This window comes from Leifsonia sp. NPDC056824 (assembly GCF_042789575.1).
Taxonomy (GTDB): domain Bacteria; phylum Actinomycetota; class Actinomycetes; order Actinomycetales; family Microbacteriaceae; genus Leifsonia.
The window spans coordinates 337710-355660 of sequence record NZ_JBHUAV010000004.1 but is presented as its reverse complement, the minus strand read 5'-3'; the positions used below and the strand labels follow the sequence as shown (position 1 = coordinate 355660).

The 17951-nt window shown below is 72.6% G+C and carries 17 protein-coding genes; 11 read left to right on the top strand and 6 right to left on the bottom strand.

Annotation, left to right across the window (positions count from 1 at the left end):
* Positions 1-34: 34 nt before the first annotated feature.
* From ACFRFH_RS16995 to ACFRFH_RS16985, 3 genes are read right to left on the bottom strand one after another with little or no spacing between them, the layout of a single operon-like run.
* Complete coding sequence (locus ACFRFH_RS16995) at positions 35-895, bottom strand: hypothetical protein (RefSeq protein WP_382464167.1); 861 nt, start codon at positions 893-895, stop codon at positions 35-37.
* 56 nt (positions 896-951) lie between these two features.
* A complete protein-coding gene (locus ACFRFH_RS16990) occupies positions 952-1923 on the bottom strand; it encodes an RNA polymerase sigma-70 factor (protein WP_382464166.1) in 972 nt (323 codons plus the stop codon).
* Positions 1920-2852 (bottom strand): NAD-dependent epimerase/dehydratase family protein, encoded by a 933-nt coding sequence (locus ACFRFH_RS16985; RefSeq protein ID WP_382464165.1) that lies wholly within the window; start codon positions 2850-2852, stop codon positions 1920-1922. The genes ACFRFH_RS16990 and ACFRFH_RS16985 overlap by 4 nt, the downstream gene beginning before the upstream one ends.
* 113 nt (positions 2853-2965) lie before the next feature.
* Here ACFRFH_RS16985 and ACFRFH_RS16980 point away from each other — a divergent pair, with 113 nt between their 5' ends.
* From ACFRFH_RS16980 to ACFRFH_RS16960, 5 genes are all read left to right on the top strand, one after another.
* Positions 2966-3166: a hypothetical protein gene (locus ACFRFH_RS16980; protein ID WP_382464164.1), complete on the top strand. Its 201-nt coding sequence runs from the start codon at positions 2966-2968 to the stop codon at positions 3164-3166.
* Between the two features lie 40 nt (positions 3167-3206).
* A complete protein-coding gene (locus ACFRFH_RS16975; RefSeq protein WP_382464163.1) occupies positions 3207-3791 on the top strand; it encodes a YdeI family protein in 585 nt (194 codons plus the stop codon).
* A 74-nt stretch (positions 3792-3865) separates the two neighbouring features.
* On the top strand, positions 3866-4930 hold the full coding sequence (locus ACFRFH_RS16970) for a hypothetical protein (RefSeq protein ID WP_382464162.1): 1065 nt from the start codon (positions 3866-3868) through the stop codon (positions 4928-4930).
* 29 nt (positions 4931-4959) lie between these two features.
* The gene (locus ACFRFH_RS16965) at positions 4960-5574 is read left to right on the top strand and encodes a GNAT family N-acetyltransferase (protein ID WP_382464161.1); all 615 of its coding nucleotides are present in this window, start codon (positions 4960-4962) and stop codon (positions 5572-5574) included.
* 75 nt (positions 5575-5649) lie between these two features.
* A complete protein-coding gene (locus ACFRFH_RS16960) occupies positions 5650-7521 on the top strand; it encodes an alkyl/aryl-sulfatase (protein ID WP_382464160.1) in 1872 nt (623 codons plus the stop codon).
* A 23-nt stretch (positions 7522-7544) separates the two neighbouring features.
* Here the strand turns inward: ACFRFH_RS16960 and ACFRFH_RS16955 are convergent, their stop codons facing one another.
* Positions 7545-10229: a DUF4062 domain-containing protein gene (locus tag ACFRFH_RS16955; RefSeq protein WP_382464159.1), complete on the bottom strand. Its 2685-nt coding sequence runs from the start codon at positions 10227-10229 to the stop codon at positions 7545-7547.
* A 72-nt stretch (positions 10230-10301) separates the two neighbouring features.
* Entirely contained in the window at positions 10302-11282 is a 981-nt protein-coding gene (locus ACFRFH_RS16950; RefSeq protein WP_382464158.1) for a DUF1996 domain-containing protein, read from the bottom strand.
* A gap of 110 nt (positions 11283-11392) precedes the next feature.
* On the opposite strand from ACFRFH_RS16950, the gene ACFRFH_RS16945 reads away from it, so the two are divergent.
* The 4 genes from ACFRFH_RS16945 (at position 11393) to ACFRFH_RS16930 (ending at position 15151) form a co-directional block, all read left to right on the top strand.
* The gene (locus ACFRFH_RS16945) at positions 11393-12079 is read left to right on the top strand and encodes a response regulator transcription factor (RefSeq protein WP_382464157.1); all 687 of its coding nucleotides are present in this window, start codon (positions 11393-11395) and stop codon (positions 12077-12079) included.
* A gap of 5 nt (positions 12080-12084) precedes the next feature.
* A complete protein-coding gene (locus tag ACFRFH_RS16940; protein ID WP_382464156.1) occupies positions 12085-13437 on the top strand; it encodes a sensor histidine kinase in 1353 nt (450 codons plus the stop codon).
* Between the two features lie 35 nt (positions 13438-13472).
* Positions 13473-14198: a hypothetical protein gene (locus ACFRFH_RS16935; protein ID WP_382464155.1), complete on the top strand. Its 726-nt coding sequence runs from the start codon at positions 13473-13475 to the stop codon at positions 14196-14198.
* An 86-nt stretch (positions 14199-14284) separates the two neighbouring features.
* Positions 14285-15151 (top strand): ABC transporter ATP-binding protein, encoded by an 867-nt coding sequence (locus tag ACFRFH_RS16930; protein WP_382464154.1) that lies wholly within the window; start codon positions 14285-14287, stop codon positions 15149-15151.
* Here ACFRFH_RS16930 and ACFRFH_RS16925 read toward each other — a convergent pair.
* A complete protein-coding gene (locus ACFRFH_RS16925) occupies positions 15097-15567 on the bottom strand; it encodes a GNAT family N-acetyltransferase (RefSeq protein ID WP_382464153.1) in 471 nt (156 codons plus the stop codon). The genes ACFRFH_RS16930 and ACFRFH_RS16925 overlap by 55 nt on opposite strands.
* A gap of 41 nt (positions 15568-15608) precedes the next feature.
* On the opposite strand from ACFRFH_RS16925, the gene ACFRFH_RS16920 reads away from it, so the two are divergent.
* Both ACFRFH_RS16920 and ACFRFH_RS16915 read left to right on the top strand, forming a co-directional pair.
* On the top strand, positions 15609-16385 hold the full coding sequence (locus ACFRFH_RS16920; protein ID WP_382464152.1) for an alpha/beta fold hydrolase: 777 nt from the start codon (positions 15609-15611) through the stop codon (positions 16383-16385).
* Between the two features lie 164 nt (positions 16386-16549).
* On the top strand, positions 16550-17929 hold the full coding sequence (locus ACFRFH_RS16915; RefSeq protein WP_382464151.1) for an FAD-binding oxidoreductase: 1380 nt from the start codon (positions 16550-16552) through the stop codon (positions 17927-17929).
* Positions 17930-17951 lie beyond the last annotated feature (22 nt).

Below are 17951 nucleotides of genomic sequence, written 5' to 3'. Positions count from 1 at the left end.
CGTAAACGCCCCTAAAACGCACTTTTAGGGGCGTTTACGTGCCCCTCGGCGGGGTTGCGGGGGTTGGGGCGGCGGCGATGGGGCCGGGGCGGTCGGCGTAGGTGCGGCCGGTGACGACCAGCCGCAGGATCGCGGGCGCGACGTCGTAGCGTTCCGCCAGCTCGGTGAGCGGGGTGCCCTCCGCATACGCCTCCCGGATGCCGCGGACCTCCTCGTCGCCGAGCCGCCTCCGGTGGGCCTCGACGATCGGGCCGCCGTGCCCGGCGTGGGAGCTGCCGCGGACGATGAGGCTGACCCGCTGCTGGCTGGTGCCGAACCGGCGGGCGATCTCGGTCTGCGACACCCCTGCGCTGTGCAGCCGGCGCATCTGGACGACCTCGTCGTCCTCGCCGGTCGCCTCAGCCACCCCCGTCGTCGCGCCGCGGACGACCGACGCGATGGTCCAGTGCGAGACGCCGAAGCTGTCCGCGATGGCCTGACGGTCCTCCCCGGCGCGGACGCGCTCGCGGATGCGCTCCACCTGCTCGACGGTCAGCGGCCGGGCGCGCGTCGCCGCGGTGCTGGTGAGCGGTCCGCCGACGTCCGCGAACGCGCGGCCGGAGGCGATATTGGAGACCATCTGGTGCGAGATGCCGTAGCGCTCGGAGACCTCCGCGCGCGGCGCGCCGGCGGCGACGGCCTCCCGGATCGCGACCACCTCGGCGCTCGTGACCTTGCGCGCCTTGCCCGGCATGATCGGGCCGCCCGCCTCCTGGCGCGACCTCCCGGTCACCAGGCTCGACACCGTGTTCTGGCGCACGCCGTACTCGGCGGCGAGCTGCACCTGCCGCGCACCCGCGGCGTACTTCTCGCGCAGCTCGCGCACCTGCGCGTCGGTGAGCGGGACGGAGGCCATGAGCCGAGAGTATCGGTGCGGGCGCGCGCGGAAAAGGTTCCGCGCGCGGCCGCCGCTCAGTCGGGCCGGACGCGCTTGGCCAGCGGAGGCAGCGGGTCGCCGCCGGCTGCGAGACGCGCCCGGTTGGCCTCACGCAGCACCGCCCAGGCGTCGGCGACCGGGCCCACATGCGTCAGCTTGTCGGGGTTGATGACGGTACGGATGGTCTGGATGCCGCCACCGGCGATCTCCAGGACCATCGTGTTCACCACCCGGCCGTCGCGGTCGCGGAACACGGCGCCCGGCTGGCCGTTCACCTCGTGCGGCTCCACCGAGCCGCCGATCGTCGCGAACGGCCCGGCCATCGCGACCAGCACTCCCGCAACGTCGCCCGCCCCGACGATGCGTCGCGCCCACTGCGGCGCCTTGCCCCCGCTGTCGCCGACCAGCTCGACATCGGCGAGGAGCAGCGCGCGCAGCGCCTCCACGTCGCCCGCGCGGAAGGCGTCGAAGAACCGGGCGGCCAGGTCCTCCCGCTCGGCCCGGTCGGCGTCGAAGCGCGGCCGGCCCGCGTCCATGTGGCGGCGGGCGCGCACCGCGAGCTGGCGGCACGCGGCCTCCGACCGCCCGACGGCCGCCGCGATCTCCGGGAAGTCGAACGCGAACACCTCGCGCAGCACGAACACCGCGCGCTCCAGCGGGGTGAGCCGTTCGAGCAGCAGGAGGGCGGCCATCGACAGCGAGTCCGCCAGCTCGGCCGACCGCTCCGGATCCTCGTACGGGTCGGAGAGCAGCGGCTCGGGGAACCAGGGACCGACGTAGGCCTCGCGGCGCACCCGGGCGGAGGAGAGCACGTCGATGGAGACGCGGGTGACGATGGTCGACAGGTACGCCTTGACCGAGACGGGCTCGACGCCCGCCGCTTCGTAACGCAGCCAGGTCTCCTGCACGGCGTCCTCGGCCTCCGTCACGCTGCCGAGGATGCGGTACGCGATCGAGAAGAGCAGCGGGCGCAGCTCCTGGAACGTCTCCTGCGTGCCCTCGGTCACCTCAGCCCCTCCGCGAACCCCTGCCGCCACGACGGGTAGCGCAGCTCCCAGCCCAGCTCGCGCTTGGCCTTCGCGTTGGAGAAGCCGCGGCCCTCGGTCATCATGATGACAGCCTGGTCGCCCGCGGCGATCCGCGCCAGCCACACCGGGATGCGCAGCGGAGGCTTCGCGCCGGCCGCCTGCGCGAGGGACGGCAGCCACTCGCTCGCCGGCGCCGGTTCGTCGTCCACGATGTCGAACACGCCGGTCGCACCCTGCTCCAGTGCGAGGACGGTCGCCGACGCGGCGTCGTCCAGGTGCACCCACGAGCTGTAGCCCTGGCCGCGGCCGACGAGCGGATACTGCCGCCGGCGCACAAGCTCCACCTGGTCGTCGGTCGCGCCGGGGCCGTAGAAGGCGCCGTAGCGCAGGACGGTCCCGCCGAACGCGGTGACCGCGTCTTCGACGTGCTTCATCGCCCGCATCCCCGGCTCGGCCGGCGTGCCGGGCAGCAGGTCGAGCGGGTCGGCCTCCGTCTTCACCCAGCCGCCCTCACGGAGGCCGTTCCAGCTCGCGTAGCCCTGGGCGAGGAACCGCGTCACGCCCTGCGCCTCGGCTGCGGCCAGCAGATGGTCGGTGCCCTCGGTGCGCAGCCGGTTGGTGCCGGCGAACCACTTGTCCGGATGCTTGAGGTCCGGCTTGCCCGCGTGCGCCGGGTTGATCGCCGTCATCTGGTGGATGACCGCCTCCGGCTCGGCCGACGCCACGGCCCGGCCCACGGAGGCGCCGTCCAGCCCGTCCATGACGACGCCCGCCGCGCCCATCGCCTCGATCGTCCCGAGCTTCGCCGCGCTCGTCGTCGACGCCGTCACCGCGTGCCCGCGCGCCACGAGCTGCGGCACCAGCCGCCGTCCGAGCACGCCGCTCCCACCTGCCACGAAGACCCGCATCCTGTCCACCTTCCACTGTGTTCCCTGCGTACACCCCTGCAGACGGGACAGCGGTCGCGCGTGTGACATCGCACCGCTACCCGGCGCGCGCTCGGCTCGCTACGCTGACGGCCATGAGCGAGAACGGGCGGGGCCGGGTGGTCGTGCAGTCGGCGCAGTGGGGCTTCTTCTTCTTCATCGCCTACATCGGCGCGGCGGTCTACTTCGTGTCGGTCTCCGACGGGTCGTTCTGGGGCGTCGTGCTCGGCCTGCTGCAGGCGATCGTCTGGCCCGCGTACGTCGTCTACCACGCGCTTGTGCTGCTGCACGCGTGAGGCGGCCGCCGGTGTCGGCGGCGGTCGCTAGGGTTGCGGAATGGGGCAGGAGACGATGACCGAGCTGATCGTCGCCGACGCCGCGGCGTGGCGTGCGTGGCTCAACGCGAACGAGGATGCGTCGGACGGCGTCTGGCTCGTGCTCGCGAAGAAGGGCACGACCGACCCGACCTCCCTCAGCTACGCGCAGGCGGTGGACGAGGCGCTGTGCAGCGGCTGGATCGACGGGCAGAAGCGCAGCCGCGACGCGACGACGTTCGTGGAGCGGTTCACGCCGCGACGGGCGGCGTCGCTGTGGTCGCAGCGCAACATCGGGCTCGTGGAGGCGCTGATCGCCGACGGCAGGATGCGGGACCGCGGTCACGCCGAGATCGAGCGCGCCAAGGCCGACGGCCGCTGGGAGCGCGCGTACGCGCCGTCGAGCACCGCGGAGATCCCCGAGGACCTCGTGGCGGCCCTCGAGGTCTCGGCCGCGGCCGCCGCGACGTTCGCGACGCTCAACGCGGCGAACCGCTACTCCGTCATCCACCGCGTCATCACCGCGCCCAGCGCGACCAGCCGCGGCAACCGGCTCGCCAAGCTGATCGGGATGCTGGAGGCGGGCCAGACGCCGCATCCGCAGTGACGCCGCATCCGCTGTAGCGCTGACACCCGAACCGGGGAGCATCGGTCTGCGCCGTCGCCCCCTAAGCTCACTCCGTGACCGACACCGCACCGCAGCGGACCCAGTACGAACTGGTTCCCGGGATGACCGCCTACCGCCTCAACGTCATCCTGAAGAAGGCGCAGTTCGGGGTGTACGCGGCAGCCATCGCCGCGGTGATCTGGTACGTCTTCGCCCACTCGACACATGGTGCCTCCGCGGACCGGATCGTCACGTACCTGATCGTGGCCGTTCCGTCGCTGATCTGGATCGCCGTCAGCATCCTGCTCGTGCGGCGACGCGATGCCGCGGAGACGGCTGCCGGGTACACGACCCGTGCGGGCGTCCTCCATCGGCTCGACCAGGTGGACCCGGTGACCGGCGTCGTCATCCGGCGCGCGGGCTCCGCCGTGCTCACGAAGCCGGGACGCCAGGCAGACGGCGACGCGACCGGACTGTCCGCGGGCGCGGTGCTCAACGGCGGGTCGTCGGGCGGGGTGCGGTTCGAGGGGACGGTCAACAAGCCCGCCCGGCTGCTGGTCATCGTCGTCGTGGTCGTCCTCATCCTGCTCGTGATCGGCATCCCCCTCATCGTGGCCTCGTCGAACGGTGGCGACACCGGAGTGGCGCTCGCCGTGGTCCTGCTCGTGCTCGGCATCACGGTGGTGGCGATCGCGATCGGCTACGGAGGTCCTGCGCTCCTCACGCGCCAGAAGATGAGTGCGGTCCTCCGGCGACGCCCCGACGCGTTCGTCTTCCTCAGCCGGCGCACGCCCGAGCTGGAGGATGCGCTCGACGAGTTGCTGGGCAAGCACGGCACTCTGGGGCAGTCCGTCGCGGTGTCGGTCGGCGCGCTCGGCGTCGAGCTGTGGCGCGGGTCCGCCGACGAACCGCGTGTCGTCATCCCGTGGAGCGCGATCGGTCACGTCCATCCGGGGCGCCTGCTCGTGACCCTCGGCCGTCGCGAGTACGCGGCCCGAACCATCCACATCTTCCTGGGCGACGGAGCCAGGCTGGACGCGCCGCTCCCGGTCTACGGCCGCCACGGGATCACCGTCGCGGGCGCCGACCACGCCAACGAGGTGCTGGACGCCTTCCGCCGCTACACGACGGTCGCCTGAGCGGCGGCCTCCCCGCTACAGTTCGCGGTATGAATCAGCGCACCGCACGCCCCGACGACGTGGACGCGGTCACCGCCACCATCGCGCTCGCGTTCAGGGACGACCCGGTGTGGGGTCCCGCGCTCGTCTCCGCGGACGGCAGCACTGGCCACCTCCTCCCGTTCTGGCGGTTCTTCGTGGAGGGCGCGGTCGGCCACGGGACCATCTCGCTCGTCGACGGACCCGACGGGGAGGTCGCGACCGTCGCCGTCTGGCTGCCGCCGGGCGTCGACGAGCTCACGCCCGAGCAGGACCGCGACCTCGACGCCCTCCTGGTCGCGGCCCTCTCGCCGGAACGGTACGCCGCGTACGAGCAGCTCTATGCGCTGTTCGACGACGCGCACCCGCACGAGACCGCCCACATGTACCTGAGCCTCCTGGCGACGCATCCCGACCAACGCGGGCACGGGATCGGGCAGCGGCTGCTCGCGGAGGACCTCGCCCGGTTCGACGCGGACGGGCTGCCCGCCTACCTGGAGTCGACCAATCCGGCCAACGACCACCGCTACGCGCGCGCCGGCTTCCGGCCCGTGGGCGGCTTCCGCGCGGTGCTCGACGGAGCCCCGGTCACGACGATGTGGCGCGATCCGGTGGGTCGGGACTAGACGCTCCGGTCGTCCCTGAGGAAACCTCGGCGGTGACGGTGCGCACTGTGCGCCGCCTGGCCCGAGGGAGACCCGATGAATCAGAACGACTCGACCGCCTCCGTCGCCGACGCCAACCGCGCGCTGCTCGACGCCCTGCCGTTCGCCGACACGGACGACTTCGCCGACGCCGACCGGGGCTACCTCGGCACGCTCGAGGACCCGGTGATCCGCGACGCCGACGGCAAGGTCGTCTGGGACGCGGCGGCGTACGACTTCGTCGACGGGGACGCGCCAGCCACGGTCAACCCGAGCCTGTGGCGGCAGTCGAAACTGGTCGCCAAGCACGGCCTCTTCGAGGTGGTCGAGGGGCTGTATCAGGCGCGCGGGCTCGACCTGTCGGTCATGTCGTTCATCGAGTCGGACAACGGCGTGATCGTCGTGGACCCGCTCATCTCGAAGGAGACCGCGGCAGCCGCGCTCGGCCTGTACCGGGCGCACCGCGGCGACCGTCCGGTGGTCGCCGTGATCTTCACGCACAGCCACATCGACCACTTCGGCGGTGTGCTCGGGGTGGTGGAGGCCGCCGACCTGGAGGGCCGCACCGTGCAGATCGTGGCGCCGGACGGCTTCCTCGGCCACTCCATCGCCGAGAACGTCTACGCCGGCACCGCGATGGGCCGCCGCGCCGGCTACATGTACGGCGCGGCGCTCGACAAGGGGCCCGCGGGACAGGTGGGCGCGGGCCTCGGCCAGACGACCTCCACCGGTGAGGCCGGCATCCTCGTCCCGACCGTGGACATCCGGGAGACCGGCCAGACGCACACCATCGACGGCGTCGAGTTCGAGTTCCAGCTGGCGCCCGGCACCGAGGCGCCGGCGGAGATGCACTTCTACCTGCCGCGCTACCGCGCGCTGTGCATGGCCGAGAACGCGACCCACAACCTCCACAATCTGCTCACGCTGCGCGGCGCGCTGGTGCGCGACCCGCACATCTGGTCCGCCTACCTGACCGAGGCGATCGAGCGCTTCGCCGACCGCTCCGATGTGCTGTTCGCCTCCCACCACTGGCCGACCTGGGGCGGTGACCGCATCCGGCACTTCCTCGGCGTGCAGCGCGACCTCTACGGCTACCTGCACGACCAGACGCTGCGCGGCATCAACCGCGGCTACACCGGGGCGGAGATCGCGGAGGACTTCGAACTGCCTCCGGCGCTGGTCGCCGAGTGGAGCACCCACGGCTACTACGGGTCGGTGTCGCACAACGTCAAGGCGGTCTACCAGCGCTACATGGGCTGGTTCGACGGCAACCCGGCGCGGCTCTGGCCGCACCCGCCGCAGGCGCTGGCCGAGCGTTACGTTGCGGCGATCGGCGGCGTGGACCGGGTGGTCGAGCTCGCGCGGGAGGCGTACGACGCCGGCGACTTCCGCTGGGCCGCGACACTGCTCGACCACGCCGTGTTCGCCTCCCCGGAGCACGAGGCGGCGAAGGGGCTGTACGCCGACACCCTGGAACAACTCGCCTACGGTTCCGAGAACGGCACCTGGCGCAACTTCTTCCTCTCCGGGGCGACCGAACTGCGCGAGGGCAACTTCGGCACCCCGACGGCGACGGCGTCGCCCGCCATCCTCATCCAGCTCTCGCCGGAACAGCTCTTCGACTCGGTCGCGATCCGCGTCGACGGCCCGCGCGCGTGGGACCTCGACCTGGAGTTCGACATCACGCTGACCGACCTGGGCCGCAGCTTCCACCTCGCCCTGCGCAACGGGGTGTTCGTGTACGTGGAGCGGGAGCCGTCGGGGAGGGCGCCGCTGCACCTGACGTTGACGAAGCCGCGGCTGCTGCGGCTGGTCGGCGGCGACACGGCGTCGGAGGGGCTGACGGTGGAGGGCGACCTCGGTGTGCTGACGGCGCTGGTCGGGGTGCTGGATCAGGGGGACCCCGGGTTCGACATCGTGGTGCCATAAGGGCGGTTTCTTCGCGCCCGACGTCAGCTCTCGCCCGGCCCGTCCTCCCTGCCACCGTCCGCGTCCGCTCCCTCGCCGCGGCCTTCCGCCAGCGCCTCCGCGACCGCCTGCTCCACGGTGAGCTCGCGCCCGTCCGCGATGGCGGCCGCGACCAGATCACCGTGCGGCCCCTGGAGCAGGTCGTCGAGGTATCGCCGGTGAAACGTGAACGTCGGCCCGTTGTGGAGGCCGCTGCGCTCGCGGAGTGCCTGCGCCGCGCCGGCCAGCTCGCCGGCACGCTCGTCGTCGTGCAAAAGCGCCGCGACCGCGACCATGCCCTCCAGGCCGTACGCGATGCCCTCCGGATGCCCGACCGCCGCGGAGATGGTGACGCTCAGCGCGAAGTCCGACCGCGCCGCCGCGACGTCGCCGAGCATGAGCTCGGTCCAGCCGAGGTGGTACGACGCGATCCGCTGGCCCACGCGGTCGCCGGACCGGTTCGTGAGCGCGAGGCTCGTGGTGAAGTGGTCCTGCGCCTCCGCCAGGTCGCCCTCGCGCAGCGCCACACGTCCCAGCAGCACCAGCGCCATCGACTCGCCCCACACGCTGCCGGTCGACCGGTAGAGGGCGAGCGCGGCCTCCATCACCCGCCGGGCGCGCGCCGTGTCGGGCGGGGTGCCGGCGAGCAGGGCGAGGGCGAGGGAGATCGACGCGAGCCCCTCCCCGTTCGAGTCGCCGGTGCGCCGGAACAGCTCGATGCTCTCGGCGAGGTCGGCGGCGACGCTGCCGTCCGGGTCCTTCCAGAACATGATGGTGCGGCTGAAGTAGAGCGCGATGGCGCGGGTGTGCGGGTCGAGCTCGTCGCCGGACGCCAGCGCCTCCTCCATCCAGGTGCGCACCTCGCCGAGGAGGCCGGTGACCCACCAGTACAGGTAGAGGCTGAAGGCGAGGCGCGCGGCCCGATCCCAGTCGCGGCCGTCGAGCAGGAACCGCTCGGCCGCGCGCAGGTTGTCGCGCTCGTCGCCGAGCCGCTGCATCCACCGGCGCTGGCCTGCTCCGCGGAGGTCGTCCTCCGCGTCGTCGCCGAGCGCGAGGAAGTAGCGCGCGTGCGCGTCGCGGGTCGCCGGCTGTTCGCCGCTGCGGGCGAGCTGCTCCCTGGCGTACTCGCGGACGATCGCCTGCATGGAGAACCGCGGCCGGTCGTCGCTGTCGTGCTGGCCGACGAGGCTGCTGTCGACGAGCGCGGCGAGGTTCTCGAGGACGTCGGGGTCGGTGGGGGAGGTGCTGTCGTCGGGGATGTCGTCGTCGGTGTCGCCGCCGTGCCGTTCCGCACTCGCCGCCCCCACGAACTCCGCGGCCTCCAGCGTGAACCCGCCCTCGAACACCCCGAGCCGAGCGAGCAGTTTCCGCTGGTCGCTGTCGAGGAGCTGCGTGCTCCACTCGATCGTCCGCCGGATGGTCTGTTGCCGGGCAGGGAGGTCCCGCGGGCCGCCGACCAGCACGGACAGTCGCCGGTCGAGCCGGTCCAGCAGTTCGGCGGGGGAGAGCACCCGCACGCGCGCCGCCGCCAGCTCGATCGCGAGGGGCACACCGTCGAGCGCCTCGCAGACCCGTTCGACGGCGTCCTCGTTGTCTGGCGTGATCTCGAAGTCCGGTTTGACGGCGTGGGCGCGTTGGACGAAGAGGTCGACCGCCTGCTCGTCGGCGAGCGGCTCGACGTCGTAGCTCTGCTCGCCGCTGATCCGCAGCAGCACCCGGCTGGTGACCAGGATCGCGAGCTCGGGCGCCTCCGCGAGCAGCGTCGTCAGGGCGGGGGCGGCCTCCACCACCTGCTCGAAGTTGTCGAGCACGAGCAGGATGCTGCGCTCCCGTAGCGCGGTCGCCAGGTTCTCCATGATGGGCGCGTCGCCGGTGTCGCGGACGCCGAGGGACTGCGCGATGCGGCTGGGCACGCGCTCGGGGTCGTGCACGGCGGACAGGTCGACGAACACGGAGCCGTCCTCGAAGTCCGGCGCCGCCGAGCGGGCCGCCGCGATCGCCAGCCGGCTCTTCCCGATCCCACCGGGGCCGACCAGTGTCACGAACCGGGTCCCTGCCGCGAGCATCCCGTGGATCGCGGCGATGTCCCGCTCGCGCCCGACGAGCCCGGTGAGCGGCGCAGGCAGCCGGACGGGGTCCGCCACAGCCGGGTCGGGCCCCGACCGCCCGATGGTGGCGCGCGCGGAGTCCACCTCGTCGAGGAACAGGGGCCGGCTCTGATCGAACCGCTCGGCGAGGAGGATGGCGAGGTCGGCCTCCACCAGCCGTGCCAGCTCTTTGGAGGTCTCGAAGTACTTGTAGGCGGCGCGATCGTCCTCGCGGATGCGGTTCAGCAGGCCGGTGAGCCGCTCGTCGCGGTGGTCGGACACCTTCACGTAGAGCAACCGTGGCACGTCGTCGGGGCAGAGGTTGTACTCGTCCTCGAGCCCGGAGACCTGCTCGTCGGGCGCCACCCAGCCGTAGCGCTCCCAGTACAGCCCGAGGAAGACGTCCGACTGCTGGAGGTACGAACGATAGAGCTCCCGAGGCGGGTGCGGCCGCGCGCCGAGCTCGAACATGACGGGCGCGAGGTGCAGCCGCTCGATGGCGGTCCTGGCGGCACGGCGCTCGGCGGCGAGCTCCTGCAGTGTGGACGAGACGAAGATGCGTAATCGCTGATCGGGAGTCCGGATTACATGAGGTTGGCTCATGTTATGTCATTGTGTTGCGTGCGTATGGAAATGTACAGGGAGGCGAGCCAACCAATTCGCCCGGGTTGCGCCTTACGCTTTCCGGCCCTGCACCTTCCCGCCCTGCACCTTCCCACCTTGCGGTGTCGCGTCCGCACCCTTCACCGGACCGCATCGCACTTGGGCTGTGTCGCAGGCGGCCACGTCGGCGTCCATCCGGCTCTGCTGCCAGCCGCTCACGAAGTCGGCGTGACCGGTGACCGGCTGACCCTGACTCCGCGGCCCGGTCGAGAGAGTGATCCCCGCACCGCTCGAGGTGGGATACGTGACGTGGAGGACGAGCTGCGGGATGTGCACGGGATGCGATGCCGGGCATCCCGTGCTCGTGGCGTAGACCGCGCCGGAGCGATCGCGGCCGTCCATCGTGTGGCCGTCCCAGCAGTTCGGGAAGGTGATGACGAGCCGGAGCTGAGAGCCGGACGGGCAGCCGTGCGGCAGCGACGCCCTTCCCGGTCTCGGGTTGGACGCGGTCGTGGCACAGGTCCAGTCGACGATCGAGGTGCTTTGCGGAGCTATCGCCGTCTCGTTGCCGGCGATCAGGCTGATGCCTTGCGGCATGGTTCGCGTGGACGACGCGATGCCGGCCGGGGTGCGCCAGTAGAGCAGGGTGCGCTGCGGCACCAGGGCCGTGCCGTGCTGGTAGACCACGGGCGTCCAGTACGCCGACGCGTCTGCGGATGTCGAACACGTCGTCGAGCCCGCTCGGAGCATCGCCGCGGTGGAGGAGGCGTTCACCGCGGGGTTGCCGAAGAAATCGTGCTGCATCGACATCCCGGTCATGCCCGGCATCATGATCGGATCGTTCGGCGCGGTCGTGGACCGCGTGCAGGTGTCGGTGAAGATGCCCGGATTGGAGCCGCCGGAGGGGAAGCCGGTGGTGTCGACGCGGGGAGGCGGCGCCGAGGATGCGACAGCCGCAGCCGTCGCCGCCGCCGCGCCTGCTGCGAGCACGAGCGCGGCGGCGAACGCGATCAGCAGCGCGATCGGGCTGCGGAGGCGGGTGGAAGTGGACATGGTGAGAGTCAACGCGGCGAGTGTTCGGTGTGTGCGAGCGGAATGTAAGGAAACGGTAAGGGGGCGCCGAAACGGCGGCGCGGAGCCGCGCGACCAGGGAAGATGGACAGGTGAGTGAGGAGAGAGGGCTGGTGCTCGTCGTGGAGGACGAGGCCTCCATCGTCGAGCTCGAGAGGCTGTACCTGTCCGGCGCGGGCTTCGGTGTTCACGTCGAGTCCAACGGGCGGGAGGCCTTGGCGGCGGTCGAGCGCCTCCGGCCCGCGGCCATCGTTCTCGACGTCGGGATTCCGGGCCTCGACGGCATCGAAGTCTGCCGTGCCCTGCGTGCACGCGACGACTGGACACCCGTCATCTTCGTGACCGCGCGCGACGACGAGGTGGACAGGGTCGTGGGCCTCGAGCTGGGCGCCGACGACTACCTCACCAAGCCGTTCTCGCCGCGAGAGCTCGTCGCGCGCGTCAAAGGAATGGTGCGGCGTGCGGCCGGGCCGGTCGCGGCGCCGAGCCGCACAGTGGGCGGCGTGCATATCGACGGCGCGCGCCGGCGGGTGGAGACTGCGGCGGGCAGGGTGGAGTTGACGGCGACGGAGTTCGACCTCCTCGACCGGTTGATGAGCCAGCCCGGTCGCGTGTTCACACGCGAACAGCTCCTGTCGTCGGTGTGGGGGGTCGCGAATTACAGCAGCAGCCGCACCGTCGACGTCCACATCGCGCAGTTGCGGGTCAAGCTCGGCGACGCCGCAGGGATCGTGCGCACGGTTCGCGGGGTCGGCTACAGCGTGGCGGACGAGGGCTGAGCGGCATGGCGAGACGCCAGCGCCTGCTCACTTCGCTGAGCGCGCGATTCGTCCTGGTGACCTTCGCCGTCGCCCTCATCGCCGTGCTCGTGACCGCTCTGGTGGCGGTCCAGGTGGTGCAGACGGTCGAGCAGAACCAGGCGCGGCAGCAGCTCAAGGCGCAGGCGACGGCGCTCATCGCCTCCGGACGCGCGGCTGCGGGCCGGGTCGGTGTCGTCGGCGACCGGTTCGCCCTCGTCTCGCCCGACGGCACGGTCACCGGAGCGGCGCGGGGCTCCGTCGGCGCAGAGGTGGTGCGGAAGCTCCAGGCCGGCGAAGCGGTCTCGGCGACCACGACGCTGAACGGCAAGGACGCGGTGCTCGTGGGCATCCCCGGCCCGAACGGCGGCGGGATCGTCGGCGTGCGCAAGGTGGCGGACATCGCGGCGGGCGACGCGGAACTGCTGCGCGGCATCCTGCTCGCGCTCGCGATCGGCCTCGCGGTCGCCACCGTGGCGGGCGTGCTGCTCGCGCGCCTGCTCGCCCGCCCGCTCCGCCGGCTGGCGGACGCCGCCCGGGCCCTCGCCGGGGGCTGGCGCGACGTCCAGATCGAGCCCCAGTCGGTCGCCGAGATCGACGACATCGCTCAGGCGCTGCGCACGCTCGACTCCGCGCTCGCGACGAGCGAGGACCGTCAGCGCGAGTTCCTGCTCTCCGTCTCCCACGAGATCCGCACGCCGCTCACCGCGATCCGGGGCTATGCGGAAGCGCTGGCGGACGGCGTCATCCCTCCCGGCGACGTGGCGGAGGCGGGGCGGACGCTCTCGGCGGAGTCCGAGCGGCTGCGGAGGTTCCTCGACGACCTCCTGGAGCTCGCCCGGCTGGAGGCCGACGAGTTCACGATCTCCAAGACGCACTTCGACGCCCGCGAGACGGTCGGCGCCGTCGTGCGGGCATGGGCGGGCGCGGCGGGAGGAGCGGAGGTGGCGTTGCACGCGGCGCTGCCGGACGACCCGATCCCGGTGCACACCGACGAGATGCGGCTGCGGCAGGTCTTGGACGGCCTCGTGGAGAACGCCCTGCGGGTCGCACCGGCCGGCACGGAGATCGTCATCGTGGGTGGGCTCTCCCCGCAGCGGGTGGTGGAGCTGGCGGTCCGTGACCGTGGGCCCGGGCTGAGCCCGGAGGACACCGCCGTCGCGTTCGATCGCGGAGCGCTCCACACACGCTACCGGGGCGCCCGACCGGTCGGAACCGGGCTCGGCCTCTCGATCGCGCGGGCTCTCGTCGGCCGGCTGGGCGGCTGGATCAACGTGTCCGCCGTCGAGGGCGGCGGGACCGAATTCCGGGTGGCTTTACCTTCCTCTGACATTCCGTGAGTATCGCCCTGATCTGCGCCTGTCACCGTTGAGGCATGGACACGAATGACGCCGAGAACGGCTCCGGGAACGACGCCTCGAAAGACGCGGGGAATGATGCTGACAACGCCGCGGGGGGAGACGTGAGCGACCCGGAGAATGGCCGGGAGCTTCCGACGGAGCCACTGCCGTGGTGGGTGGAGGCGCACGATGGCGTTGCGGGGGACACGGCGCCGTTGGGGACGGTGGCGAGCGCGCCCACCGCGGGCAGGACGGTCACGGACTCCATGAAGGCGGGCGAGCCGGAGCGCACCTCGTTCCTGCGTCGGCACGTCGTCGGGCTCTCCATCGCCGCGGCGGCACTCGCGATCGTGGTGGTCGCCGGAGGGACGGCATGGGGGGTCTCCGCGGCGATCGCCGGGGGAGACTCCGCTGCGCCCGCGGCGATGAACTCGGCCATGCACGCCAAGAAGGGCGGCGCCGGCGGCAGCGCCGCGAAGCAGAAGCGCTCGCATGGCACCGTCGGAACGCTGACGGGCATGTCCGGGGGCACCTGGACGATCCAGTCCGCGGCGGGCGCCACGGTCACCGTCACCGTCGGCTCCGGCACCACGTTCGGCACCGCGAAGAAGCCGGCCACCGAGTCGTCGTTCGCAGTGGGGGACAGGATCGGAGTGATCGGGACCCGCAGCGGCGACTCCGTCACGGCCACGCGCATCGTTCACGTCGGGGCAGCGAAGAACGGCACGATGGCCACCGCGGCGCCGACCCCGAACACCTGACCGCTGTGTGGGCGATCCCGGCGCGTGCTGATGGGGTCGCGATGTGACGGTCCGTGTCCGCGGACCGCACAGGGCAGGATGGGGGGATGGAGACGGTGCTCGAACTGCGCGACGTGACCTTCCGGCGTGGCGGCCGGCACATCCTGGAGGACATCGGTTTCGCCGTGCGTGCCGGGGAGCACTGGGCGCTGCTCGGCCCGAACGGTGCAGGCAAGAGCACGGTGCTCGGCTTCTGCGGCGCCGTCGCGTTCCCCACCTCCGGTACGGTCGACGTGCTCGGGCGGCGGCTCGGGCGGGTCGAGCTGCAGGAGCTCCGGCGTCACATCGGCCATGTGAACCCACGTCATCCCGTTCGCTCGCCGCTCACCGTGACGGAGGTCGTCCTCACCGGGATCACCGGAACGCTGGAGCCTCCGATGCGCTGGGAGCCGGCCGCAAGCGAGGTCGCCCGCGCCCGCGACCTGATCCGCACGATCGGGCTCGACGAGCTGCGCGAGGCCCGCTGGCCCACGCTATCGCAGGGTGAGCGCGGCCGGGCCCTGATCGCGCGGGCACTTGTGTCCGAGCCGCGGCTCCTGCTGCTCGACGAGCCGACTACCGGGCTCGACGTCGCCGCGCGGGAGCAGCTCCTGGAGACGATCGACGGACTGTCCGTCGCCGTGCCCGACCTCGCCAGCGTGCTCGTCACACATCACCTGGAGGAGCTGCCGGAGACGACCTCGCACGCCCTGCTCCTGTCGCACGGGCGCATCGTCGCCGCCGGCCCGATCGCGGAGGCCGTGACCACCGAGACGGTCAGCGCGGCGTTCGAGCACCCGATCCGGGTGGAGCGCGAGGAGGGACGTTGGAGCGCGCGAGCGGTGCGGGGCGAGCGCCCAGGCGACCACGGGAATGCCGCTCAGCGCAGCTCGAGCAACAGCTCCTCCACGGGCCTGCCGGCTCCCGCCGCGTAGGACGTCTCCCGCCCGGTCTCCACGAACCCGGCCCGGGCCAGCACCCGCTGCGACCCGATGTTGGCCGCCGCGACCCGCGCGTGCAGCGGCCGGCCCGGCTCGCCGGCGACGAGCAGGAGGAGCGCCGCGGTCGCGATGCCCCGGCCCCAGAGCTCGCGGCGCACCCAATAGGTGACCTCCCGGTCGCCGTCGAGGGTGAACGCCGCGACCGTTCCCGCGAAGCCGCCGTCGGCCTCCACCGCGCGCATCGTGATCGCCGGATCAGCGAGGTGCCGTCGCCACCGAGTGTCGAAGTCGGCCCGGTCGTCGGGGTCGGCGGCAGTGAACGCCGCCATCCGCACGGCCTCCGGGTCGCGCATCATCTCGAAGGCGGCGTCAGCGTCGGCGGCGGTCACCGGGCGCAGTCGCACATGCATGCCGCGATGCTAGCGGGTGGCGGCAGGTAGACTCACACGCCGTGCCCCCTCTCGCGACCGCCGACGACGGTGTGCCGATCGCGTTCGAGGAGCGGGGGAGCGGCGTCCCGCTGCTGCTCATCGCCGGGCAGGCGACCGGGATGCACGGCTGGGGGCCGTTTGCGGACGCGCTCGCCGACGACTTCCGCGTGATCGTGTTCGACCATCGCGGGATCGGCGAGAGCGGCGCGGGCGACCCGGCCGCCTACAGCACCCGGCAGTTCGCCGACGACGCGCTCGCCGTGCTCGACGAGGCGGGCGTGTCCGCCGCGCACGTCCTCGGGCACTCGATGGGCGGGCGCGTGGCGCAGTGGCTCGCGGCCGAGCACCCGTCCCGGGTCCGCCGGCTGGTGCTCATCGGCACAACGGCCAGCGACCGGGCCGGGGGACAGCACGGCCGGCGCGACCCGGCCGTCATCGGCGACCTCCTGAGCGGCGACCGGGAGCGGATGCTGCCGCTGTTCTTCGACGCGGACTGGGCGCGCGCCAACCCGGAGGCGGTGGCCGGGTTCTTCGACCGGGTCGCGTCGCGGGCGGCGCTGCGCGGGCACTTCGCCGCGAGCCGCGACCACGACGCGCGGGAGGCGCTCGGTCGGATCCGCGCCGAGACACTTGTGATCCATGGCCGGGAGGACGCGCTCACGCCGGTCGCCCACGCGCGGCTGCTGGCCGAGCGCATCCCGGACGCGCGGATGCTGGAGCTCGACGCCCGGCACGGCCTCCACCTCGACACCCCCGAGGTCGTGGAAGCGGTCCGAACGTTCCTCACCGCTCGCTGAACCGCGGCAGCGGCCGCCGAGGAGAGCGCGCCTGCTCAAATGAGCATTTTTCAGTTCGGGGTGGTGCGAGGCCGGCGCGGAGGGGCATCCTTGCTCCCGTCGCCGTGCGTGCCCGGCCGTCGGCGGCCTTCACCAGAAACCCGTACCCGAACAGGAGCACCACCATGTCTCTCACCGAGACCGCCGTCTCGGATCGATTCCGAGATCTCGCCGCCCGGCTGACCGGCCGTGTCGTCACCCCCGCCGACCCCGACTGGGACCTCGAACGGCAGGGCTGGAACCTCGCCGCCGACCAGCGCCCGGAGGCCGTGGTCGTGGCGGCCGACGCCCCCGACATCGCCGCCGTCGTCGGGTTCGCGCGCGACCACGGCCTGCGCGTCGTGCCGCAAGGCACCGGCCACCTCGCGGCGCCGCTCGGCGACCTCGCGGGCTCCATACTGCTGCGCACCTCGCGGCTGTGCGAGGTGAACGTCGACGTCGCGGGCGCGACGGTCCGCGTGGGCGCAGGCGTGCTGTGGGGCGAGGTCACCGCCGCCCTCGCGCCGCACGGCCTCGCAGCCCTCGCGGGCTCGTCGCCAGACGTCGGCGTCGCCGGCTACCTGCTCGGCGGCGGCTACAGCTGGATGGCGCGGGAGCGCGGGCTCGGCTGCTCGGCGGTCACCGCGATCGACGTGGTCACGGCGGACGGCCGGCAGCGGCATGTGACGGCAGCCACCGAGCCCGACCTGTTCTGGGCGCTGCGCGGAGGCGGGGGCAACGTCGCGGTCGTCACGGCGCTCACCTTCACCGTGTTCCCGGTCGCGACCGTGTACGCGGGGATGCTGCTCTACCCGATCGCTCGCGCCGGGGAGGTGCTGCGCGCCTACGAGGAGTGGACGCGCGACCTGACCGAGACGGCGACGACCTGCGTGCGGCTGCTGCACGTCCCGCCGCTGCCCGACCTCCCTGACTTCCTCCGCGGGCAGGCGTTCGTCGGCGTGGACGGCGCGATCGACCTTCCGGAGGACGAGGCCGCGGCGGTCCTGGAGCCGTTGCGCGCGCTCGGCCCGGCCATCGACACGTTCGGCGTCCTCCCTGCCGCTCAGCTCGGGCTCGTCCACCTGGACCCGCCGCAGCCGGTGCCGGCAATCGGCGATGGGCTGATCCTCGACGACCTCCCCGAGGCGGCGATCGAGGCGCTGGTCGCGATCGCCGGCCCCGAGGCGGACACCGCGCTGCTGGCGATCGACCTTCGGCACCTCGGCGGCGCCGCCGGCCGCCCGGCCGAGAACGGGGGAGCGGTCGACCACTTCCCCGGCCGTTTCCTCGCTTACGCGGTCGGGATGCTGCCCGATCCGGCGCTCGCCCCGGTGCTCGTGTCCCAGGTGGCCGCGATGCGCGCGGCGCTGGAGCCGTGGACGAACCCGCGCGACTACTCCAACTTCCGCGAGGTCCCGGCCTCGCCGTCGCGGTTCTACGACGCGGCGACGCTGGAGCGGTTGCGCGCGATCAAGCAGGCGTTCGACCCGGAGCGCGTCATCCGCACCGCCCACCCGCTCGACTGACCCCGAAACGCCCGCCGAGGGG